This window comes from Catenovulum adriaticum (genome assembly GCF_026725475.1).
Taxonomy (GTDB): Bacteria; Pseudomonadota; Gammaproteobacteria; order Enterobacterales; family Alteromonadaceae; genus Catenovulum; species Catenovulum adriaticum.
On sequence record NZ_CP109967.1, the window covers coordinates 308,050 to 332,841 of the forward strand.

Here is a 24,792-nt window from a genome sequence, read left to right on the forward strand (position 1 = left end):
TTCAGACTATCACACTCACATAGCCCAACCAAATTATATTTATTTAGCTATAGATTTACGGTACTGACTAGGTGTCATGTTGAATTTCTTTTTAAACAGTGTGTTGTAAACTGATTTACTATTAAAGCCTGAATCATAAAAAATTTCTGTAATGCTACGATGGCTGAGTGCTGGATCTTCTAACAAAGCTTTTGCTTCGTTAATTCGATAATTATTAATAAATTCGTAAAAATTGACATGATAATAACGATTAATAGTAGCCGATAAATCTTTGCTTGGTATATCTACTTTTTCCGCCATGCGTTCGAATGATAAGTTGGGGTTTAAATACAACTTTTCTTGTTCCATGGCAACTTCGAGCTTTTCAACATATTCCATATTGATCGGTTCTTTATTTACTATTTTTCTTTTTTGGGGCTTTGGGGTCAAAAAATGATTTACAGCTAAAAAAACCACCACGTTAATCAAAGCAAATAGCATGTAATAATCACTAATACCAATAATTTCAACGACGTTGTAGTATTTTAACTCCCAAATTGAGTGATATACTTTTAATATACTTAGTAACAGCTCCCAGCTTAAAACGGCGGTATACGCAATAATAATTGGTAACATCCACGGTGGGGTTTGTGCTGGCTCTGGTTGTTTTATATTGTCTTGTAACAATTTGATTGCTAACGCCATATATATGAGTCGAATAAATTTAGCTAATAAATCAACGCTGACAAATTCTAACGATGCGAAGCTGTAATTACGGATTAACCCGTCTTTAATTGGCAAAGGTAACCAGTAAAACGACACTACCAAGTAAATCATAAAAATGAGCGCAGGCAGTAAATGCAATAAAGTTTTAAGCTGTAATTTATAGGTGGGTTTTATATTGCAATAGATGTATAAAAATAAAAGTGGTGCATCTAGCCAATAGGAAAAATTAAATACAAAAAATAAATTTGGCGATAATTCTAATACCCAGTACCTAAATGTACTTCCCCATAATACGAGCTCATGTAAAGAAATGCTGGCACGAATAATAAAAAATGCGATTAATAAATAGGTTGTTAAAGTTTTTGTCTTTTTTGACCAGCCTAAAAAAGCGACAATCGCAAAACATTCAAAAGCAGTCAATAATAAAACTAAGTCATGCAGGTTAAATAATGTTTTATCCATTTGATCTTAAAACCTATTTAAAAATCGCCAAATAATACTATTAGTTCATATTAAATCAATAATTATAATTGACGACTATAGCTACAAGCTTGGCGAATTGGCTTGCTAAGCGCAAAAAAGCCAATATAGATATAGCACAAAGCAGGTACAATAAATGAAATTTGGACATGCCAAACATCAGCGACCATGCCTTGAAGCAAAGGTAGAATCGCGCCACCTACGATAGCTAAGCATAATAATCCAGATGCTTGACTTGTTTTTGAGCCTAGGTTAACTAAAGATAAACTAAAAATAGTTGGAAACATAATCGAGTTGCATAGGCCTGTCAGTAACACTGCATACATGGCAAGATAGCCTTGTGTATTAATTGCTATAAGTAGACAAATCATCGAGGCTAAACTATTAAAAGCCAACACATATCTAGCTTTTACTTTTCGCATGATAATGGAACCGATAAAACGACCAATCATAGCACCACCCCAGTATAAGGCGATATAGCGAGCCGCTTGTGATTCATGTAAACCCGCTATATGAGGCTCCGCGATAAAATTAACTAAAAAGCTTCCGATAGATACTTCTGCACCAACATATAAAAATAAACCAATTACCCCTAAGACTAAATGTTTATGTTGAAAAATTGAACCTGTTTGAATTTCTGGTTCATCATTTTGCGATTCTATTTGTGGTAAGTTTAATTTATAAAATAGAACCGCAACTAATAATACAGTTAAAGCAATGACCATATAAGGAATTTGTACTGATTCAACTGAGTTTTCGGTTTCAGTCAGTGAAGCTAAAATAAAAGCAGCACCAAATAAAGGAGCGATAGTCGTGCCTAACGAATTAAAGGCCTGAGTCATCGTTAGTCGTTCGGATGCGGTTTCCGGTGAACCTAAAATAGTAACATAAGGGTTAGCGGATACTTGCAGCACGGTAACTCCGGATGCAAGCAAAAATAATGAAGCTAAAAAACAAGGATAGGACGCAACTAACGCCGATGGATAAATGGCAATACAACCCAAAGCAACCCCTATTAGCCCTACTACAATGCCGTTTTTATAACCAATTTTTTTAACGAGAGCACCAGCGGGTAATGAGACTATAAAATAAGCGCCAAAAAAACAACTTTGAATTAACATCGCTTGCGTATAGTTTAATGAAAATGCTTGTTTTAAATGCGGTATTAAAATGTCATTTAAACTGGTTAAAAACCCCCAAATAAAAAATAAACTAGTTAGCCATATCAGTGAACTGACATATTTAGGCTGTATTGAAGATGAGTTACTCTTCATTTCATTAGAAACATTGTTAAAGGCACCCGCCATAAAAACTCCATTAATAAGTTAAATTTTAATATTTACAAAATATTAAATAAAACTGTTCATAAAGGCGTCTTAGCAAAACATAAATTTAATAAAAGAACGTTCTTATAATAACAAGAACACTAATTTTTATTTATTTTATGTTTTGATTTTTATTGAACCAAATTAATTATTTTCATATACATCAGTCAGTTAAATGTTTTTATTTATATCGAACGTTCGAGTTGAGGCATTGGCTGTGTTATTGACGAATAGGCATAACAATTTAATTACACTTTCGTTTTATTTTGTAATTTAAATCATTATCAGGAGTACAAATTTTGAAGTATGCCTATCTTAAATCAAAAATGAGTTTGGCTTTAATCGCTGCACTTAGTTTGAATGGTTGCAGTCATATAGAAGTAGAAAGTGACCAAGAGTCAAATAATGTAAAGTTAAGCTCAATTGCCGATCCGGATAACTGGCCGCATGTAGTCAGTAAAGTTAAAAAAAATGAGAAAATAGAATCTAAGATTACCAAAATACTCAATAAAATGACGATTGAACAAAAAGTGGCTCAAATGATTCAGCCTGAAATTCGAGCTTTTGATATCGAAGATATGCGTAAGTATGGCTTCGGATCATATTTAAATGGAGGGGGAGCATTTCCAAATAATGATAAATACGCAAGTATGCAAGATTGGGCTCATTTAGCAGAAGAAATGTATCAAGCTTCAATTGATGACAATTTAGATGGGATTGATATTCCAACTATGTGGGGAACTGATGCCGTGCATGGGCATAATAATGTAATTGGAGCTACCATTTATCCGCATAATATCGGACTAGGTGCAATGCATAATCCTGATTTAATTGAAAAAATTGGGGAAGCCACCGCCAAAATTGTCCAAGTAACAGGTATTGATTGGGTATTTGCTCCAACTGTTGCTGTTGTTCGAGACGACAGATGGGGGCGCACGTATGAAGGTTATTCAGAAGATCCAAAAATTGTTAAACAATATGCGAGCGCTATGGTAGATGGGTTGCAAGGTAAAGCCGATAGTAACTTTATGGCTGACGGTACAGTGATTGCCACTGCTAAACATTTTTTAGGTGATGGCGGTACTTATTTAGGGATAGACCAAGGTAATAATTTATCATCTGAAGAAGATTTAATTCGTATTCATGCACAGGGTTATATCAGCGCCATTGAATCAGGCGTTCAAACTATAATGGCATCTTTTAATAGTTGGCACGGTGAAAAGATGCATGGTAATTCCTCGCTTTTAACAGATGTATTAAAAGATCGTATGGGATTTGATGGTTTAGTTGTTGGTGATTGGGATGGTCATGGTCAAGTTGATGGCTGTAACAATGCTAGCTGCGCCCAAGCGATTAATGCTGGGGTTGATATTATAATGGTGCCTAATGAATGGAAAGAAATGTATGAAAATACAGTCGCTCAAGTTAAATCTGGTGTAATCCCAACTGCACGAATTGATGATGCAGTGCGTCGAATTTTACGAGTTAAAATGCGGGCAGGCTTATTTGATAGTGAATCGCCAATTAAGCGTGCGTATGCTGGGGAGCAAACGCTATTAGGTGCAAAACAACATAGAGCACTAGCTCGCCAAGCGGTACGAGAGTCCTTAGTTTTGTTAAAAAATAACCAGCAGGTTTTGCCTATTAACCCTACCCAACATATTTTAGTTGCAGGCAGCGGTGCAGATGATATTGGCAAGCAAAGCGGTGGTTGGACAATTTCTTGGCAAGGTACAGGTAATCAAAATTCTGATTTTCCGGGAGCTAGTTCTATTTTTGATGGGATTAAACAAAAAGTGGATGCGGCAGGTGGGCACGTTGAACTTAACCAAGCTGGTGAGTTTGAACAAAAACCCGATGTCGCAGTTGTTGTATTTGGCGAAAACCCATATGCAGAAGGTGTTGGTGATATAAAAGGAATTGAATATCAAAGAGATAATAAACGGGATCTCCAATTACTTAATCGGCTAAAAGCACAAGGTATTCCTGTGGTTTCCGTATTTTTATCAGGTCGCCCGCTATGGGTTAATGCCGAAATTAATGCATCTGACGCTTTTGTCGCTGCTTGGTTACCTGGTTCTGAGGGAATAGGTGTTGCAGATGTATTGTTAAGCAAACGAAATGGCGAGGTTAATTATGACTTCAAGGGCAAGCTTTCCTATTCGTGGCCTAAATCAGATGCACAAGTGTTATTAAATATAGGAGATGAAAACTATGAGCCACTTTTTGCTTATGGTTATGGGTTAACCTATCAAGACAATATTAATTTAGCTAATAACTTAAATGAAATAGCTGAAGTTAAATTTGAAAAAGATTTGGATGCACCAGTCACTTTATTTGATTCACAGCCCCAACAAGATCTAGGATTATATTTAGGTGATCAGGCTAGCTGGGCAGTGCCAGTTGCAACGAGCATAGTGACTACGCAGGGCTCTAATAATTTGCACTTAAAAACGACGGATAAAAATGTACAAGAAGATGCACGGCAGCTTAGTTGGGCAGGTAACAGCGTCGCAACTAGTTATTTAGCTTGGAGCGAGCCACGTGATATGTCTGAATATTTACAAAATAATACAGCGCTTAAAGTTAATATTCGTGTGGATCAATTGCCGACAAACAGCTTTAAAATTAATATGCAATCAAATGGTAAAAAAGCTGGGCTTGAGTTAAATAATTTGCTACAAAATCTATCAAAACATAAATGGAATACAATTAGTGTTGCGCTAAAATGTTTTGAGCAAGCAGGTATTCAGTTCACAGACTTAAGATCGCCTTTTGGTTTCATCACGAGTGGTAAAGCCAAAGTTTCTTTTGCTGAAATTAGTTGGCAGCCTCGCTCAGCAGATAACGCTGATATTAATTGCCGATAATATTCACAAATAGATAAGCAATCACACCATAGTTTATTCAATAATAAACTATGGTGTTTTATCAAAAGCTGTAATTTACGCTTTGCGCATAAACCTTAATCTTTTAAGGTTTATGCTAAATAAAAGTTAGTCTGCTTTTTCCTTTTGAGTATTACATATCATTTACTACTTAAGTATAACTCACCCGGCATGACTGAAATTACCCCAAATTTTTGAAACTAAAATGTAAATTTATTGATGTTAGGTTATTAGTTTTAAAAAAAATAAATGTTTTTATTTTCAAAATCTTATGAAATACGAAAAGTTCTTGTAATGCATCAGAACGTTCGAATACTATATTTTTTAACGATTAAAACGATTTAATTAATGCCTGCACGTAGCCTGAACACTCTCTTTTCATTTTTGTTAATGAAAAGTGTATTGGCACAACTTTGTTTGTATCTGGCTGGCATAAAATTTTAGTAAAGTTAGATATGAAAAATTTTTGATTAACACTCAAGGGTTGAACACATGGGTAAAAGAAGATTTAATAAAACTCAATTAGCTGCACAGGTTTCGTTGTTGCTAAGCGCTAGTATGTTACTGCCAGCACAGGCTGCAGAGAATAATGAAGATATTGAAGTTATAAATGTAAAAGGTATTCGTGGCAGTATGATCCGTGCTATGGATGTTAAGCGCGATAGTTTTGGCGTAGTAGATGCAATTTCATCTGAAGATATAGGGAAATTTCCGGATACAAACTTAGCTGAATCACTGCAACGTATAACTGGTATTTCAATCAATCGTTCAGATGGTGAAGGCGCACAAGTTACAATTAGAGGTATGGGGCCTTCGCGTAATTTAGTATTGTTAAATGGGCGGCAAATGCCTACCCCTACTCGCTCATTTGATTTTTCAGATCTTGCATCAGAAAGTGTTAGCGCTGTTGAGGTATATAAAACGAGCAAAGCTTCAATTCCTACGGGGGGGATGGGCGGAACGATTAATATTATTACCCCTCGCCCGCTAGCGAATCCTGGTTTAAATGCTTCATTTGGTGTGAAAGCCGTAAATGATCAATCAACTAAGAAAGGCGATAATTGGACACCTGAAATTTCAGGAATTTATAGCAATACATTTGCCGATGACACTTTTGGGGTAGCCATTATAGGAAGCTACCAAAAACGTCATAGTGGCAACTCAAATGCTTCCGTTGATTCCGGCTGGCATACTTTTATTTCTGGTCAGGATATGGATGAAAACGGCAATCCTTTACCGGGCGCTTTACCTGATATCGAACCTGAAGGCGCTACTTTAAATAAGCCGACTGAAGGTTTGATTTATGGTGTACCGCAAAACTTAGTATATCAGCTAAATGAAGCCTATCGAACCCGTGTAAATGGTCAAATTGTCTTAGAATATAAACCTTCAGGTGATTTAACTGCACGTTTAGACTTTACTCATTCATCAAAAAAAATAGATCGTGAATTAACCGATATGTCAGCTTGGTTTTCACGTGACTTTAGCTACTCAACCTTAATTTGGTCAGACCCGGATTCAAATGGCGTGGTTTATCCAATGCAATACCAAGATACTGATGCGTATGCACAAGCCAAAGTAGGTGAAGTAAATGGCACAGGCATTAACTCAGGTCGTTCTTATTCGGGTACAAAAAATACTAATAACTCTATTGGCTTAAACTTAAAGTACCAAGTCAATGACAACTTAAATATTGAATTTGATTATCACGATTCAGAAGCTAAACATGAACCAAACAGTGCTTATGGTTCATGGGGAACGCTGGCTTTAATTTCTCAGCAACGTATTCGCCAGACAACTGACTTTACTCAAGAATTTCCGGTGATGGATTTTGACTATCCCGACGGAATTGAAGGATTTGAACCGGAAGACATGCTAGCTGCCGGCAGTAATTTTGGGAATAACTATGAAGTTTCTGATGTAAAACAAACACAACTAAAAGGTAAGTATTATTTTGATGAAGGGATTGTTGAAAGTATTGATTTTGGCTTAAATCAAACCAAAGTTGCAAATCATTCAAAATATGCCAGTGCAACTCGAAATAGCTGGGGTGGTGTTGGTGATCCAGCTGATTTTGACGATAGTTGGTTCAGTAAAGAAAATTTAGCAAGTCAGTTTGATAAAATCCCTGGCCATTCAGATCCAGATTTAACACCACATTACATTGATTGGGATTTTGAAACCTTAGCCAACTTTATTGCGCAGAACTTTTCAACTGACAATACCACTGAATGGCCCTGTGGTCCAAGATTCTGCGGTGGTGATAATTTTACCACTGACCGAATTACTGAAGAGGAAATGACATCTGCGTACGTGCAAACTAATTTATTATTTGATATTGGTGATATGCCCGCTAACCTTGTTGCGGGTTTTAGATATGAAGAAACCGATACTTTTGCTCAAGCTAAAGTACCGGCGTATTCAGGCGTACGTTGGGCGAGTGAAAACGAAATTGCATTGATACCACAGGAAGATGATACTGGCATGGCCGTATCAACTTATACTGAAGAATCAGGCGATTATAGTAATTTTTTACCTAGCTTCGACTTCGCAGTTGAACCTATGGACGATGTAAAACTTCGAGCGTCTTACAGCAAAGCCATTTCACGTCCAAGTTACGGTGATATGCAAGGTGGTAAAACCCTAGGCACACAAATGACAGCGGTTGAAGGTGGAGGTTCGCGCGGCAACCCTGCATTATTACCCTTGCAATCAGATAATTATGATTTAGCAGTTGAATGGTACTATGATGAAGCTAGCTATGCTGCGTTTGGTTTTTTTCGAAAAGACGTTAAAAATTATATAGGGACTGAGACGGTTATCGAAAATGCATTTGGATTACGCAACCCAGGTGCAGGCCCCAGAGCGCAAGCTGCTCGAGATACAGGGTTAACGTCTAATTTATTAATTCGTCAGTATATTGCGGAAAATTACACTCAGGGTGTGAGTATTGATGAAAATGGGAGTATTACTATCGTCCCAATTGAAAGCGGAGATTTAGCAGACCCATTAGCTGATTTTAGAATATCAGTACCAACTAATAGCGAACAGACAGCAACTTTATATGGTTATGAAATGGCTGTTCAACATGTATTTAGTGACACTGGATTTGGTATTACAGCAAATGCAACCATAGCAAAAGGTGATGTAGATTTTAACAATGCGGTATTAACACCACAATTTGCGATCGAAGGTTTTGGTGATTCAGCTAACTTAATTGGTTTTTACGAAAATGACAAGATGTCGTTACGCATAGCGTATAATTGGCGTGATACCTTTTTAACGTCAACTAATGCTAATGGTCGAAATAATCCAAGATACACTGATGCGTACGGACAAATCGATGTTAACTTTAGCTATGATTTATCTGAGCATTTACAGGTATTTGTAGAAGGTATTAATATTACAGACGAATACACTCGAGAACATGGACGGCACGAACGTATGCTACTTAATTTACGTCAAATGGCCCCCAGATATAATATCGGAGCTAGATATACTTTTTAGAGCATAACTTAGTAGAGCGGTTATTTTCAAAAGCACTACTTAAGGTTTATTTAAAATCTGACTTTGTGCTATCAATAATCGCCCTACTGCTTTACATCTAACTTTCCTCTGCAGTGTGGAGGAAAGTTAAAACAAAAAATTAGATTTCAGGTTTTATTATGCAGCAAAATAACGATCCAAACCCACAGGCAAAACTTAAAAATATTATTATTGCTGGTGGCGGTACAGCCGGTTGGATGACAGCTGCTGCATTTGGCAAATTATTTGGAAAAAGCTTAAATATTACTCTGATAGAGTCTGATCAAATAGGTACAGTTGGAGTTGGTGAAGCGACTATTCCTACCTTAATTTATTACCATCGGCTACTCGGCTTAGATGAAAGAGAGGTGATGGCAGCAACTCAAGCCACTTTTAAGTTGGGGATTCAATTTGAAAATTGGCGCGATGTAAATAGAGATTATTTCCATGCTTTTGGTCAAACTGGGCAAGATTGCTGGGCTTGCGGTTTTCAACATTTTTGGCTGAAAGGTCAAACTCAAGCGATAAATTACCCCTACGCCGATTACAACTTAGAATTACAAGCTGCGCTCAATAACAAGTTTTCACACTTACCAGACAATGGTTTAGGTTATGCTTTTCATTTAGATGCGACTTTATATGCAAAATATTTACGTACATTTGCTGAGAAACATGGGGTCACGCGTATTGAAAGCAAAATTACTAAAGTGAATCAAAATATACAAACCGGTGATATTCAAAGTTTAAGTTTAGAAGGCGAGCGTACAGTAACAGGGGATTTATTTATTGATTGTACTGGAATGCGTGCTCTGTTAATTGAACAAACGCTAAATACGGGGTTCGAAGATTGGTCCCATTGGCTACCATGCGATAGTGCATTAGCCGTGCAGACTCAATTAACTGAAAAACCAAAGCCATATACCCGCTCAATTGCCCACCCTTTTGGTTGGCAGTGGAAAATACCACTACAACACAGAACAGGTAATGGTTTAGTCTACAGTAGTAAATTTGTAAGTGATGAAACCGCGACACAAACGCTTGAACAAAATATAACAGGTGAAAAACTAACTGATATTCGTAAAATAGATTTCAAAACTGGTAAGCGCCGCCAGCAGTGGCACAAAAACTGTGTGGCGATAGGTTTATCGAGTGGCTTTTTGGAACCTCTTGAGTCGACGAGTATTCATTTAATTTCCGCCAGTATTATTCGTTTAATGCAAATGCTACCCCTAACTAAGGGAGAAAAATGTAATATTAATGAATTTAATAAACAAGCAGAGCTTGAATTGATTGGCATTCGTGATTTTATTATTTTGCATTATAAAATAACAGAACGCCTTGATAGTCGATTTTGGCGACACTGCGCCAATATGGATATTCCACGAACGCTAAATGACAAAATTGAACTTTTTAAAGAAAGCGGGCGCGTATTACGCGAACGTGATGAGCTATTTGAAGACTCATGGCAGCAAGTCATGTTAGGACAAGGGATAGTACCCAAAACCTATCACCCGATTGCTAATAGTATGTCATCGCCCGAATTGACACGTTTTTTGCAGGCTATCAAAGGTAACATTCAAAAAACGGTTGCTAGAATGCCTGATCACCAAAAATATATTGAGCAATATTGTGCGAAACAATAACTAGGGCTTATTCAGCTTATAAGTCAATTTTACCTGACCATTAACTTACTAGGGATACCTTATATTTGAATGCTTACTTAAATTCAGCAAAAATATTGGCGGTTAAACGCCCTGTCTCTGAGTTCTTAGATAAATCACTTGGTTTAATTAATCCTGAATGCAGTAAAGTTCCAGGATAAATGACTAATCTGTTTTGTTTGTAAGTGATTTTACCTAGTAAAGTAAACTCTTCGGTGCTGCCATTTATATATGCTTGATATGGTAAACCGTACTTAAGTTCATGCTCTTCGCGGGTTATGCAATATTTAGTTAAATTATCTTTATCGATATTTTCAAACCCAGTAGGCACATGTCGGTAAAAGCCTGTTCCGCCAAATTCCCCCAAATTAATATAATGCATAATCGCAAACTGTCTTTTATTAAGGGCATCAAAATGTGGAATACATTGATGTTTAGTTAAATTTATAGGGGGTTGATTAACTAGTGAGAAGTAACAATTATCAGCCGCTATCGCTTTCACTGGCTCCAGTCTATACGTTTTAGTAATAATGGAACTAAGGTGCGTTAAAATAAAGTCAACGTAGCTATCTTTCAACATAGCGCGGACACCTGGGTAATAAGTATTTTTTTCCTGCTGAAATTGAGCTTTGCGAGCGTGCTCTTGTATTACAGATATATCTGCCAAAAAATTATCTATTAAAATTACACTTGTTTTCTCTGAGCCAATGCGCAATAAATGACATTTAATATTTGGATGTAAAGCAAACGGTGCTATTAAATTATTTTGCATTAAAATCACACTTATCTCTTATCTGTTAATAAACCAGTTATTAAAATGAGACAATTTATATCAATTAAGAACATAAGATTGCCACACTTTAATACTGGTCAAATAAACTTTGAGCTCTAATATTGATTAATTTTTATTGAACCTCATCCAGTTAAAATTCCATTCATCATCAATAGCTTCTAATTTAAGTGTTTGCTCTCCTGTAGTTTCAATTGTGATGGTGTGGCTAACTGTTTGCCATGTTTGCCAGCCGCCGGTGACGGGAACAGATACTGTTGCAATTTGATTTTCGCCCAACGACATAGTAAAACCACGTGAGCCTGCTTCAGTAGCAAATCTGAATTCAACATTATATTCGCCAGCTTCTGTTATATTCACCAAATATTCTAGGGTATCTCCCGTTTGCGCATGGCCTGTATTTTGGCCACCCCCTTCATCTGATGTATTCTCAAGCTCAAAACCTGTTTGGGCAATATAATTTTCAGCTTGGATGAGTCCCGGAATCTCAAATGCAGAAAACGCAGAAGCGACTTCTTTTGAATAGTAGCTTTCATCTGTTTCGTTGAGCGCTGTCACCGTGTAATATCCAGTAACCCCTTCTGGTTTGTCAGTATCTGTATAGTAATTACTTTCAATGCCTTGGGCGATTAACTGGTAATCTCTACCTGAAACATTTGAGCGATAAACATTGTATTTGGCACCATCAACAGCCTTCCAGCTTAAATCTATTGTATTAGTTTCTTCATCTTCAACTAAAGATAAATTGACTGGACGATATGGTAAGTCAAAAATAACGGGTGGTTGCTCTGCCGTTAAGGCATCAATTACCGTTTGATGCTTGTCATACTCTATTGTTGACTGAAGTTTGAAATAATTTTCAATCTCTTCTAGTGATGAATTATTTAAATCAATGCTAGGCATGGCTGAACCATTTACATCTTGTCCATTAATTGGTTCAGCAGGTAATAGATAAACTTCAGCCCAAGTGTCTTTTGAGCCTTTATCTGCAAAATGGCCGCTCAATAGATAAGACTCTCCACCAGTTAATTCAACTTTTTGGTACGCACCGCCATTAACAAAACCACTCCCTTCTAATGCGGAAATGCGTAATACTGAATTATTCTCATCTTGAGGGTAATTAACTTCTACGGTTAAATTGTCCTCCTCTGCGGTGTTATTAGTGGCGCTCCATTCTAACCAAGCAGAATCTGCATCGAAGCTGCTATTAGCAAGAATATTATTGCCTGTAGACTGTTCAATTAACTGAATATCATCCAGTTGAATGTCTTGACCACCACCAAATGATCCACTTTTAACAACTAAATAAAAGCTTTGATCATCATCAGTGGGTGTGACAATTTTTGCTGGTTGACCACAGGCTTCATCAAAATTATTATCCCAGCCAGCACAAGCCCAAGTATCAGCTTTAGCTAAAAGCCTATCGCCTTTGTTTGTGACTAAACCCCAAGTGCCATTTCCTTGGCCACCATCTCGTGACATGACTTTATAAGACCAAACAGTTCCAGCCCAGCCTAGTTCATTATATTTATCAAAAGTGGCACGAGTAATAGCGCCACCTTGTTCACCTAACCCTGTCCAAGGTTGCATTTCACCAACTAGAAACGGTGTTTGGATATTGTCAATTTTCTCGTCCCATTCGCACATACCAGAACTACCGAGTAAACCACAAGTTAGCCAGTTTCTTTGTGTTTTATAACTAATACCTAGATCATCAAATATACCTGGGTAAAAGTGCATTTCTAAGGCAACGTTTTCTAAACCTTGCTCAGCGGGAAGACCATATGCTTGAATGCCGGAATTATGGCCCGGTAAAATAACAATTGTATTCTGGTCAACTTCTCGAATAGCTTGATAAAGTTCAGTTGAGACATCTGCTAAATTTTCAGCATCGGTGCCCCAAGGTTCATTGATTAAGCCGTAACCTGCAACGGTTGGTTCGTTTTTATAACGCTGTGCAATTTGTTGCCATAACCACTTTGTTCTCTCTTGGTTTTCTGCCGCTAATGCAAGATCTGGGTTTGTTTGATCTCCACCCCAAAATTCATTTAAACCTGTGCAACCACTATGATGTTCCCAACCTTGCCGTCCAGCTGCGCCATGTAAATCTAAGATGACGTACATATTTCGAGCTTTTGCTTCAGTTATCGTTTTATCTAAATAAACCCATGCGTCATTTCGCAGTGTTTTTGGCTGAGCGTCATTTTCAATTAAATCGTAAGGGAAAGGTAATCTTAATAAGTTAAAACCTGCTTCAGCAATGATGTTCCAATCTCGTTCGGTAATATAATTATCTCGATAGAGATCCATTAATCTTTCTTTTTCATCAAAACCGAATCGTTCTGTTAATTTTGCTTCAAATGAGCACTGGTCCTCTATTCCATCGCCTACAGGGTTATCACCTGAGTTCATCATCCAAGTTTCAAGTGTTAACCAATTTCCTAAATTAATACCACGTAACGAAACTACTTCATTTTGCTCGTTAACCCAATACTTACCCTCTTGTCTTAGCCGCGAAAATTGTTCTTGACCAGCTCTGGGCGCAGTAAAACTATGATCTGGTTCAGTTGGATAAACCGTAACCCCATTATTTTTATTAGCATCAGTCGAATTTAAATCACAACCTGTCGTAGCAATAGCGAAACAAGCTAGTGCGACAAATTTGCCTAATGGTTTAAATATAAATTGCTTTTTGTGTTTGTCTATCACGATAACGCTCCAACCTTATTGTTATTTATTGGCTTATCAAATAACCTGAAAATTAAGCTCACTGTAGTAGTTTAGCTTTCAGTTTATTTATGCTGATGTTTGCTATATTTTTTCATGAAATCATAAAACATACTCGCAACATTAAATTAACCAATTAAAGCGTGATCGGCTTCCGAATAAAGCAAAATAAGTTAATCGAAACGTTCGAACAAATGAGACAAACTTATTTTATTTGGAATAATAAACAACTTAATTATATGAATTATGGTCAGTTGTAATTTAAGTATCGTATGTGACTTTTTATGCTTATTCACTTTACAATAAGAGAGTAGTATTACTTTTTTCTACAAGCATATAAATATAAAAATGGACTCAATCTTTGGTAATCAAATTTGCTGCTATTTTTTATTTGTAGTGGATGAGGTTTTGGTGTTTTTAATTCAGTTTTCAAATTGACATGCTCGCCATGCCCTAATGCAATAATAGGCAATCGTGGCCGTATGGTTATTTTACGTTGTTCAAAAGCCACGTACATTTTTGGTTCTACTGGTTTTGGTCTTATATTCTTCAGTAAAATGCCTGCGTCTACTAACCGATCAATTTTATTTAATACAGTTTCAATACTTAATTGCCATTCTTGAGCTGATGTTAAATCGGGCGGGTGATTCATTCGGCCATGTAATTTCGTTTTATAAGCATCAATATCGTCAATAGTTTCGTGATTAAAATCAACATTCCAACCAAAACTTGCATTTAACATTGGTTCTGAATAACTGACTATATGTCGTTTTAACATGCCATGGTTTACCATAGGTAAAGCTTTATAAATTAGATCGTTTCTAACATATTGCAAATCCCCTTTTGTTGTTTTGAACTCATTTGGTTTGCCATAACGACTTATATATTCACTTAGTTCAGTTTTTAGTTTGTTAATGGTTACTAATTTTTCTTCGATTTGAGTAAAAACGTCCGGATGGTTTATTGAGATCAAGCCTGGGTATCTAACGACATGTTTGACTATGTCACCTGCATCTAGTTTGAAATGTAAATAAGCTGCTTTTGATAAATCTAAACCTGCAGATTGAATGATAGGAGATGTTTTTTGTGTAGGGTTTAATTGTCCAATTTGATAACAATAAGCTTTTATATATTCGTGGTTTTGTTGTAAATATTGGTTTAATTGTTTTATTTTTTGAGTAAGCTCTCGAAATTTATTCTGACACTCAATAATATGTTGAATTTGCACACTCATTCTTAGCGACCTTTTGAAAAAACTTTTATTGTTAGATGTTGTTATAGCGTTGCACAATTTATTATGATGTACGTTTAAAACATTGCCAAACTTGCGTGTTGGGATTATATCACGTTAAAGAAAAAGCGAGTCGTGAAACTCGCTTTTAATAACAAATACTTAATTAAACATTATAAGTGGTTGAAGCTGTATCACCGCCACGACCAGTCCAGTTGGTGTGGAAAAACTCACCGCGTGGTTTGTCTGTACGCTCATACGTGTGCGCACCAAAATAATCGCGCTGAGCTTGTAACAAGTTAGCCGGTAGACGAGCTGTTCTAAAGCCATCAAAATAAGTTAATGCCGCACTTAAACAAGGCGCTGGCACACCGTTGGCAATTGCAGTACCAACAACACGTCGCCAACCTGCTTGTGCACTTTCTACTGAACCTTTGAAATAAGGGTCAAGTAGTAAGTTATTTAATGCTGGGTTGTTATCGTATGCTTCTTTAATTTTACCTAAGAAGGCAGAACGGATAATACAACCACCACGCCACATTAGTGCAATGCCGCCGTAGTTTAAGTCCCAGTTATATTCTTTTGCAGCTTCGTGCATTAATACATAACCTTGTGCATACGAGGTCATTTTTGATGCTAATAAAGCTTGGCGTAAGTCTTCGATAAAGGCTTTTTTGTCGCCAGTAAATTCAACTTTAGGGCCTTCAATAACTTGAGACGCTTCAACACGCTCATCTTTTTTCGAGCTAATACAACGCGCAAACACAGATTCTGCGATTAACGTTAAAGGCACACCTAAATCAAGTGCAACAATACCAGTCCATTTACCGGTGCCTTTTTGGCCAGCTGTATCTAGGATTTTTTCAACTAAAGGTTCACCGTCTTCATCTTTGTATGCAAAAATGTCACGAGTGATTTCAATTAAGTAGCTGTCTAGTTCAGTTTCGTTCCACTCTTTAAATACTTCGTGGATTTCGTCTGCAGACAAACCTAACACGGTTTTCATTAGTTGGTAAGCTTCACAGATTAACTGCATGTCACCGTATTCAATGCCGTTATGAACCATTTTCACAAAATGGCCAGCACCACCGTCACCAACCCAATCACAACATGGAACAGTTAAGTCGCCATTTTCGTCTGCTACTTTAGCTGAAATACCTTGGAAAATATCTTTAACTGCTGGCCATGCCTCTTTAGCACCGCCTGGCATAATTGATGGGCCTTTTAATGCGCCCTCTTCACCGCCAGAAACACCAGAGCCAATATAATGCAAACCTTTTTCAGCTAAATAAGCTGTTCTTCGGTCTGAATCTGGGAAGTGTGAATTACCGCCATCAATAATGATGTCGCCTTTGTCTAAATGCGGGATAAGTTGTTCAATAAAATCATCAACAACTTGGCCTGCTTTTACCATCAACATGATTTTGCGTGGTTTTGCTAATGATGAAACTAGCTCTTCTACGCTCTGGGCACCGCGAATGTTTTTGCCTGCAGCACGGCCAGATAAAAATTTCTCTACTTTACTATAACTACGGTTATAAGCAGTTACTGTGAAACCTTTTGATTCCATGTTTAGAACCAAGTTTTCACCCATAACAGCAAGGCCAACTAGGCCGATATCTGATAACTCTTTCAAAATAGCTCCTTAAGATGATGCTATATATTAATATTTTGTGCCATTTTTCAGGCGTCCGAGTAGTTTAACATTTGCAAAATTTTTTAGTAAGTATAAGTTGATGATTTGGCAGGCAAAACGAAAGATTATTTTTTAATTATTTATAAGATAAATATATTAAAGCTCATTTTTCAAACTTCAACAATCACGATTAAGGTAAAGTGAGTGAAATAACCACCTAAAACCCGTCATATTATTAAATTATGACGGGGCTAGATTTATATGAAGATAATAAATTAAGTGTCCAAATTAACGTTTTACCGGCACTTAACATTATTGGTTAAGGCGCTCTAAAGTTTTCGACTAGTGCTTGTATCCTTTTTGGCGCAGGCCCTGTAAAGCTGTACACGATTAAAGCGACCAAAAAATTAACTAAGGCACCCACTGCGCCGAATGCATTAGGCGAAATTCCTAAGAACCAGTTTTCGGGCAAACTGCCTAAAAATTCAGTGCCGGGTATAAACATGATGCCCTTGTGCTGAAATACATAGAGCATAGTTACGCCAATCCCCACAACCATTCCGGATATTGCCGCAGTGCCATTCATTTTTTTAATAAATATGCCCATCATTAAGGCTGGAAAAATACTCGATGCCGCTAGGCCAAACGCCAGCGCCACTGTGCCAGCCGCAAACCCGGGCGGGTTAAGGCCTAAATAACCGGCAACTAAAATTGAAACAGTCATCACTATACGCCCAGCAAGAAGCTCTTCTTTTTCTGTCAAATTAGGTGTGAGTACTCCTTTCATTAAGTCATGAGAAACAGATGAAGATATGGCTAATAATAAACCCGCTGCCGTAGATAAAGCTGCCGCTAAGCCACCCGCTGCGACCAAAGCAATAACCCAGTTAGGTAAATTAGCGATAGCAGGATTTGCTAAAACCATAATATCACGATCCACTTTGGTCATTTCATTGACATTCTCATCGGCTGAATATTGAATTTTACCATCCTGGTTTTTATCTTCAAAAGCCAATAATCCTGTATTTTCCCAATCTTTAAACCACTGGGGTCTTTTTTCATATTCAAGCGCCTGGCCCGATGCAGGCTCCACCGTTTGAGTAAAATTCAATCGCGCCATTGCACCGACTGCTGGAGCAACTGTATATAATAAGGCGATAAAAATTAATGCATATCCGGCAGAGGTTCGAGCGGCTTTGGCGCTGGGCACGGTAAAAAATCGCATAATAACGTGTGGTAAACCGGCCGTTCCTATCATCAGCGATAATGTATAGGCAAACATATTTAAACTACCGCCCATATTATCTGTTGTGTATTCTTTAAAACCTAAATCGGTGACAATCACATCGAGCTTATCTAACAAATAAACACCACTACCGTCTGCCAGTGTGCTACCCAAGCCTAATTGAGGAATAGGGTTGCCTGTCAATTGGAGCGAAATAAATATAGCAGGCACTGTATAAGCAAAAATAAGCACACAATATTGAGCTATTTGGGTGTAAGTAATGCCTTTCATACCCCCCAAAACCGCATAAACCCAAACGACTATCATGCCAATCGCTAAACCTAAACCGTAGTCAACTTCTAAAAAGCGAGAAAAAGCAACGCCCACTCCTTTCATTTGACCAATAATGTAAGTCAAAGACGCAATAATCAAACAAACCACAGCAACAATTCGAGCCGTTTTTGAATAATAACGATCCGAAATAAACTCTGGAACAGTGAATTTTCCGTGTTTGCGCATATAAGGTGCTAGGAGCATTGCCAACAACACATATCCGCCTGTCCAACCCATTAAAAAAACAGAACCACCATAACCTAAAAATGCAATTAAACCTGCCATAGAAATAAAAGAAGCCGCGCTCATCCAATCTGCGCCGATTGCCATCCCATTTGGAATTGGACCTACTCCACCACCTGCTGCGTAAAACTCGTCGGTCGAGCTTGCCCTGCTATACCAAGCAATAGCAAAATAAAGTGCAAATGAGCCAAATACCGCAATGTAAGTATATAGTTTTAGTTCATCCATAATAGTTACTCCGACTCATCATCTTTTTTTATATTTTTTATCCAGTTGATTCATCTTGTAGGAATACCAAAATATGAGTGCAACAAATGTATAAATAGAGCCTTGTTGAGCAAACCAAAAACCCAGTTTATAACCACCTAAACGGATTTCATTTAAAGGTTCTACTAAAATAATGCCAAATCCGAATGACACCGTGAACCAAATAATCAAACAAATAATAATTAATCGAATGTTGTCAGCCCAGTATTGTTGTGCTTTGTGCATCCCTAATCCTTTGTATTTTATTTTCGCTTAAAGGTATAATTAAACAGAAAATTCACATTAAAACAACACAAAACACATTAATATTACTTTGGAATCCTGTTTAATGAACGACTCATCAACAAAATAGTGGATTTATGACACCGTAAAACCATATATTTAAATGTTTGAAAATAACATGGTGAGATGATTGGGATGAAAATAATTAAAGGAAGAGTAAGAGGAAGAAAAAGTATAATTAATAAAATAAAGCACTCAATTAATCTTAATTGAGTGCTTTAATGGATTTGTTTGTTTAATCAACAATTGAAAACATATTTTGACTAAGCTGCTTTTAAACTGCGATACCTGTATGCCTTAATAACGCATCAACTTGCGGCTCGCGACCCCGAAAAGCTTTAAATAATTCCATAGGTTCTTTAGAACCACCCATTTCTAAAATATTATTTAAAAATGATTGACCGGTTTGCTCATCAAAAATACCATTTTCTTCAAACAACGAGAACGCATCAGCAGACAAAACTTCGGCCCATTTATAGCTGTAATACCCTGCCGCATAACCGCCTGCAAAAATATGACTAAAACCGTGCTGAAAGCGATTAAATTCAGGTGGTTTAACAACCGCGACTTTGTCTCTAACTTGATCTAATTTTTGCTGAACATTGATGCCTTTTTGCGCGTCATATTCTAAATGCAATTCAAAGTCGAATAATGAAAATTCAAGTTGTCTCAACATCATCATTGATGATTGAAAGTTTTTCGCCGCTAGCATTTTATCTAATAAATCTTGTGGTAATGTTTCGCCGGTTTCGTAATGGCTAGAAAACATCGCTAATGCTTCCGGCTGCCAGCACCAATTTTCTAAAAATTGACTTGGTAGCTCAACGGCATCCCAAGCAACTGCATTAATCCCGGCAACAGCACTTACATCAATTTGAGTTAACATATGATGTAAACCATGCCCAAACTCATGGAATAAAGTTTCTACTTCTGAATGAGTGAATAACGCAGGCTTATCCCCGACCGGTTTATTAAAGTTACAAGTTAAATATGCAACTGGTAATTGCAGTTCGCCATTTTGTTTGCGTCTTTGACCAACACAAACATCCATCCAAGCGCCACCACGCTTACCTTCTCTGGCATATAAATCAAAATAAAAGCTGCCTTTCAATTGATCATTTTTATCAAAAATATCATAAAAACGAACGCTTTCATGCCATACTTGAACTGAGTCACGGCGTTTAATTTTAATTGAGAATAGCTTTTCCACAATGCTAAATAAGCCGTTAATTACATTATTTTCAGGAAAATACGGACGTAAAACTTCATCCGAAATAGCATACTTTTGTTGCTTCAATTTTTCAGCATAATACGCCATATCCCAAGCATTTAATTTATCTAAACCATGTTGCTCTTTTGCAAAAGCGGTTAACTCGGCCAGTTCTTGCTTAGCCTGAATCTGGCTTTTATCACTTAGGTCATACAAAAAATTCAATACTTGCTCTGGCGTCTGTGCCATTTTCGTTGCTAAAGATTCTTGGGCGTAATTGTCAAAATCAAGCAATTGGGCTAATTCGTGTCTGAGTTTTAATGTTTCGTCAATAGTGGCTGAATTATCCCACTTGCCTGCGTTAGGACCTTGAGCAGATGCTCTTGTTGAAAATGCTTCATACATCTGAGCTCTTAGTTCACGGTTATCAGCATACATCATCACGGGTAAATAACTTGGAAACTCTAAGCTAAATAACCAACCCGATTGATTTTTTGCTTTAGCTGTTTCGGCTGCTGCGGCAATCGCACTTTCAGGTAAACCTGACAGTTCAGATTCATCAGTGACTAATTTGCTCCACCCCTGGGTTGCATCAAGAACATTATTACCAAACGCAGTCGCTAATTCAGATAAACGCTGTTTAATTTCACCAAAACGTACTTTTTTGTCGTTATCTAATGAAACACCCGATAATTTAAAGTCACGCAGTGCATTGTTAATCGCTTTTTGCTGAGCTTGATTTAAATGCTCAAACTCGTCACTGTTAGCCAAAGCTTGATACGCTTTAAATAACCCTTGGTGCTGACCAACATAAGTACTATATTCAGACAACAAAGGCAGGCAAGCTTCATACGCTTGTCTCAACGCTTCGGTATCTGCAACCGAGTGTAGGTGAGAAACAGGTGACCAAATTTTGCTTAACTGATCGTCAACTTCATCTAATGGTTCAACTAAGTTTTGCCAAGTATATTGTTGATCTTCACTAACTGTTTTTTCAATCGTAGCTTTGCACTGGGCAATTGTAGCTTCAACAGCAGGTAATATATGCTCTGGCTTGATCTCATTAAATAAAGGTAAGCTGGTTTCACGCAATAGCGGATTCGACATGGTATTCGCTCTTTTTATATTTGCCAAAAGGTATAAGGTCGGGACGGTCAAGCTTAATTACAAGCCCTAAATAAAGTTTATTTTAATGCTTATTTTATTTTCTGCCCTAATTTATGTGTAAAATTAAACATTCATATAAACATAATAAATGAATAGAGTTTAGCTTGTAAATTTGTTGTAATAATAAATAGGCTGACACTCGGCTGAATAAACTGCTTTTAGTCGATTCAAACAGTTAATAAATGAGAATAAATCCTATCGAATTTATTTAAAGACACGACAACTTGGGAAATACTATGAAAAAAATTTATCAATCTTGCTTGTTACTATCCAGTCTGGCATCAACCGCTTTAATCGCACAAAACAATAACCTTCCAGCTCCAGGGCTAACAGAATTCTGGAAACCCGTGCCCAAGGTTGTCACCCCCACGCCTGTTCCCTCTGACGCGGTTGTCTTATTCGACGGAACTAATTTAGACCAATGGCAACACAAAGATGGTAGCGCGGTAAAATGGACAATGAAAAACGGTGCTATCACAGTAAAACCTAAAACGGGCCCTATTGTAACCAAACAAAAGTTTTGTGATGTGCAGCTTCACATTGAGTGGCGTTCACCTGAATTTACACCAAACAAAACGGGCCAAAATGCTGGCAATAGCGGGATATTTTTACAAGGTCGTTACGAAGTTCAAGTACTCAATTCGTATAATAACCCGACTTATTCGAATGGGCAGGCTGGTTCAATTTACAAACAAAGTATTCCATTAGTCAATGCCAGTAAACCACCAATGCAATGGCAAGAATATGATATTATTTTCAATGCGCCTAAATATAATAAAGCAGGCGACTTAACTGACAAAGCCCATGTTACCGTGCTACATAACGGAGTATTAGTGCAAAACCATACTGAAATTCAAGGACCCACTGTTTATCGTGGTAAACCTTCATATCCATCGGCTTATGAATGCGCGCCCTTATTGTTGCAAGATCATTCTGAGCTAGTCAGCTATCGAAATATTTGGATAAGACCCATCAGCAAGAATATTTTAACCGGCATGAAACCTAAAAAATAAATACAAAAAACATTCATACATAGTGTAAGTTCACTATGTATGAATACAATAACCCGTTAACCGGCTCTAGGCTCTACTTTAATTAACTGCCAGTGATGTGTTTTGGTTTTGCTCACTTGGTGAATTTGTTTAAATAACCTCTCAATTTCTTCACGCATTTTGCTTTCATCAGGTAATAATTTAAAGTAATTGTTAACCTGGCCTAATAAATACTGATACCAGGGTTTATCTTTACTTTGTTCAACATGTGAAAGCAAAGCTGCTTTAACGGCTGCTAAATCATTTTTATCCACTTCCGGGTATTTAGACAACATTGAATATCTGACATGAGCAACATTTCTCAGTTTAGCTGACAGCTTAAATCGCTTATCATTTAAGTTCATTATTTTAACTGCTTGTTGATACATAGGCGTATTAGTGACACTTAATAAATCAACACCTTCAGCTAATTCATCAGCACTAAATTGAGCGATAACCTGGTTATCAATTAATAATTGATAATTGCCGGGCACTAAATGTGTGACGGTTAATATTTGCTGATTAAACTTTTCTTGAAACGGCACCAAATCCAGTGCTGGCTGCTGTTCGGCTTTTACCGGAAAAGGTAAACTTAGCTGTTGGCAACTAAATTTAATCTGATCCGGCTTAATGAGCCTATCTCCCACTAACGGGCAGTTTTGTGTATTAATTTCATTTTTATTGTTGGCATTAATCTCAATTGAAGCCACCTGTTTTTGATTAACATCACCTTGTAAAAACTGGGCTTTTAAAAATAAATAAGACATCACAAAATGTCCTACAGCGCCAGGGTGAACCCTGTCTTTGCCTACCAGTGTTGCGGCGGGTGATTTTATTTGCATTTGCCGATTAAGCTCAGTCATCGGCCGATTAAAATCAACAAACTCAATATTATATTCAGCGGCTAATTGCTTAAGCGCAGCAGCATATTTCGCAAGCTCTAAATTAATACCTTGTGCTGCCGGCTTTTTAAGCTGTGCCGTTTCATCATAAATAGACGGGCCAATCAGCACCACATGGCTGCCTTGTTTAAGCAATTTTTCAATCAACAAACGAGTATGCTTTAGATACCTGTTTTTAGCCGCTTCACGTTGACTCAACAAATCAAGCGTTAACTGCTTGCCGTTATCAAGCTGAGTTTGCGTTAAATACAAATCACGGGCGACATCATTCATACCTAACATAATAGTGGCACTATCAGGCTGATGTATGGCAATATCTGCATAAAACCTTTGATACGTACCTACCGCGGTATCACCCGAAATACCCGCGTTGTAGTATTTAATGGTCTTTTCCGGAAATCGGGTGGCATAATATAAATAAATATTTTTGTGATAACTACCACCATGGGTAATAGAATCACCAATAAATAGGACTTGTTCATCACTTGAAAATGGCGAAACATCAGCCATCCCTGCACCGCTTAATAATAAGCTACCAATAAAAGCGAGTTTTTTATATCCGTTTAGTTTCATAAAGTGATTGTCTTTCCCAAAGGTAGTTAACTAATAATTTAAATTACCTATTTATATATAAAAAAACAATTAAATTATACCTATTTGTTTAGAGCGTGTTGACGTTTGGTGTACAAATTTCGTTCTAACTAAACGCGTTTTGCTCGCGACGAGAGATATGTAGCATAGTTATTCTATATAAAACCGAGCACAGCTACCGCATCCGGCTCACGCTAAGTACCTGTCTCCATGCAGGCAACAAATAGTTGGAAGCGCTCAGGACGAACCTGAAAGGCAGCGTCCGTATGGCTTTTTTACGGCTTGCCCCACATGGATGTGGGTTAGATGGTTTTGCAGGAGCACAAAGTCTTTATCGCTCACTTATGTAGCGCACTACACGTCAATCGGTCTGCATTGTAATTGTATAAAAAACACACGAAATGCTGCAAAAATGAACGCGAAAGATCAACACGACCTGGTTTAATTTTAAAATTTATTTCGCCTGTCAAAATCACCCACAAAAGTAATGACTATAACGACTAAAAATAATTCTGGTCAAAGCCACATTACCGCCCATATACATGGGATTAATAGCCAAAATGATATCGTTTT

General features: G+C 37.3%; 14 protein-coding genes. 4 read left to right on the forward strand and 10 right to left on the reverse strand.

The features are described from left to right. Nucleotides 1-39: 39 nt before the first annotated feature. On the reverse strand, nt 40-1,167 hold the full coding sequence (locus OLW01_RS17250) for a helix-turn-helix domain-containing protein (protein WP_268077275.1): 1,128 nt from the start codon (nt 1,165-1,167) through the stop codon (nt 40-42). Nucleotides 1,168-1,229: 62 nt separating this feature from the next. Beyond that, complete coding sequence (locus tag OLW01_RS17255) at nt 1,230-2,492, reverse strand: sugar MFS transporter (RefSeq protein WP_268077276.1); 1,263 nt, start codon at nt 2,490-2,492, stop codon at nt 1,230-1,232. Nucleotides 2,493-2,836: 344 nt separating this feature from the next. Between OLW01_RS17255 and OLW01_RS17260 the strand changes: the two genes are divergently transcribed. The 3 genes from OLW01_RS17260 to OLW01_RS17270 all read left to right on the forward strand — a co-directional run bounded on the left by OLW01_RS17260 (nt 2,837) and on the right by OLW01_RS17270 (nt 10,566). After that, on the forward strand, nt 2,837-5,380 hold the full coding sequence (locus OLW01_RS17260) for a glycoside hydrolase family 3 protein (protein ID WP_428980217.1): 2,544 nt from the start codon (nt 2,837-2,839) through the stop codon (nt 5,378-5,380). A 510-nt stretch (nt 5,381-5,890) separates the two neighbouring features. Beyond that, the gene (locus tag OLW01_RS17265; protein WP_268077278.1) at nt 5,891-8,905 is read left to right on the forward strand and encodes a TonB-dependent receptor; all 3,015 of its coding nucleotides are present in this window, start codon (nt 5,891-5,893) and stop codon (nt 8,903-8,905) included. Nucleotides 8,906-9,063: 158 nt separating this feature from the next. Continuing rightward, on the forward strand, nt 9,064-10,566 hold the full coding sequence (locus OLW01_RS17270) for a tryptophan halogenase family protein (protein WP_268077279.1): 1,503 nt from the start codon (nt 9,064-9,066) through the stop codon (nt 10,564-10,566). A 73-nt stretch (nt 10,567-10,639) separates the two neighbouring features. On the opposite strand, the gene OLW01_RS17275 is transcribed toward OLW01_RS17270, so the two are convergent. From OLW01_RS17275 to prlC, 7 genes are all read right to left on the reverse strand, one after another. Further along, nucleotides 10,640-11,356 (reverse strand): DUF6445 family protein, encoded by a 717-nt coding sequence (locus tag OLW01_RS17275; RefSeq protein WP_268077280.1) that lies wholly within the window; start codon nt 11,354-11,356, stop codon nt 10,640-10,642. A gap of 126 nt (nt 11,357-11,482) precedes the next feature. After that, nucleotides 11,483-14,083: a cellulase family glycosylhydrolase gene (locus OLW01_RS17280; protein ID WP_268077281.1), complete on the reverse strand. Its 2,601-nt coding sequence runs from the start codon at nt 14,081-14,083 to the stop codon at nt 11,483-11,485. A gap of 334 nt (nt 14,084-14,417) precedes the next feature. Beyond that, entirely contained in the window at nt 14,418-15,335 is a 918-nt protein-coding gene (locus tag OLW01_RS17285; RefSeq protein ID WP_268077282.1) for a DNA replication terminus site-binding protein, read from the reverse strand. A gap of 163 nt (nt 15,336-15,498) precedes the next feature. Next, a complete protein-coding gene (gnd, locus tag OLW01_RS17290; protein ID WP_268076756.1) occupies nt 15,499-16,968 on the reverse strand; it encodes a decarboxylating NADP(+)-dependent phosphogluconate dehydrogenase in 1,470 nt (489 codons plus the stop codon). Nucleotides 16,969-17,287: 319 nt separating this feature from the next. Further along, nucleotides 17,288-18,997 carry a sodium:solute symporter family protein gene (locus OLW01_RS17295; RefSeq protein WP_268076757.1) on the reverse strand — a complete coding sequence of 570 codons (1,710 nt, stop codon included), beginning with the start codon at nt 18,995-18,997 and terminating at the stop codon, nt 17,288-17,290. Nucleotides 18,998-19,015: 18 nt separating this feature from the next. Next, nucleotides 19,016-19,261, reverse strand: a complete 246-nt coding sequence (locus OLW01_RS17300; protein WP_268076758.1) for a DUF4212 domain-containing protein — start codon at nt 19,259-19,261, stop codon at nt 19,016-19,018. A 331-nt stretch (nt 19,262-19,592) separates the two neighbouring features. After that, the gene (gene prlC / locus OLW01_RS17305; protein WP_268076759.1) at nt 19,593-21,635 is read right to left on the reverse strand and encodes an oligopeptidase A; all 2,043 of its coding nucleotides are present in this window, start codon (nt 21,633-21,635) and stop codon (nt 19,593-19,595) included. A gap of 296 nt (nt 21,636-21,931) precedes the next feature. Between prlC and OLW01_RS17310 the strand changes: the two genes are divergently transcribed. Further along, entirely contained in the window at nt 21,932-22,708 is a 777-nt protein-coding gene (locus OLW01_RS17310) for a 3-keto-disaccharide hydrolase (RefSeq protein WP_268076760.1), read from the forward strand. A 56-nt stretch (nt 22,709-22,764) separates the two neighbouring features. Here OLW01_RS17310 and OLW01_RS17315 read toward each other — a convergent pair whose 3' ends face one another. After that, nucleotides 22,765-24,201 (reverse strand): SGNH/GDSL hydrolase family protein, encoded by a 1,437-nt coding sequence (locus tag OLW01_RS17315; RefSeq protein ID WP_268076761.1) that lies wholly within the window; start codon nt 24,199-24,201, stop codon nt 22,765-22,767. Between the last annotated feature and the right edge of the window lie 591 nt (nt 24,202-24,792).

Bases quoted from the DNA above. Each gene is read 5' to 3' on its own strand.
- OLW01_RS17270 (WP_268077279.1), top strand. From the start codon at position 9,064: ATGCAGCAAAATAACGATCCAAACCCACAGGCAAAACTTAAAAATATT.
- OLW01_RS17295 (WP_268076757.1), bottom strand. From the start codon at position 18,997: ATGGATGAACTAAAACTATATACTTACATTGCGGTATTTGGCTCATTT.
- OLW01_RS17315 (WP_268076761.1), bottom strand. From the start codon at position 24,201: ATGAAACTAAACGGATATAAAAAACTCGCTTTTATTGGTAGCTTATTA.
- OLW01_RS17300 (WP_268076758.1), bottom strand. From the start codon at position 19,261: ATGCACAAAGCACAACAATACTGGGCTGACAACATTCGATTAATTATT.
- OLW01_RS17260 (WP_428980217.1), top strand. From the start codon at position 2,837: ATGAGTTTGGCTTTAATCGCTGCACTTAGTTTGAATGGTTGCAGTCAT.
- OLW01_RS17285 (WP_268077282.1), bottom strand. From the start codon at position 15,335: ATGAGTGTGCAAATTCAACATATTATTGAGTGTCAGAATAAATTTCGA.
- OLW01_RS17310 (WP_268076760.1), top strand. From the start codon at position 21,932: ATGAAAAAAATTTATCAATCTTGCTTGTTACTATCCAGTCTGGCATCA.
- OLW01_RS17255 (WP_268077276.1), bottom strand. From the start codon at position 2,492: ATGGCGGGTGCCTTTAACAATGTTTCTAATGAAATGAAGAGTAACTCA.
- prlC (WP_268076759.1), bottom strand. From the start codon at position 21,635: ATGTCGAATCCGCTATTGCGTGAAACCAGCTTACCTTTATTTAATGAG.
- OLW01_RS17265 (WP_268077278.1), top strand. From the start codon at position 5,891: ATGGGTAAAAGAAGATTTAATAAAACTCAATTAGCTGCACAGGTTTCG.
- OLW01_RS17250 (WP_268077275.1), bottom strand. From the start codon at position 1,167: ATGGATAAAACATTATTTAACCTGCATGACTTAGTTTTATTATTGACT.
- OLW01_RS17275 (WP_268077280.1), bottom strand. From the start codon at position 11,356: ATGCAAAATAATTTAATAGCACCGTTTGCTTTACATCCAAATATTAAA.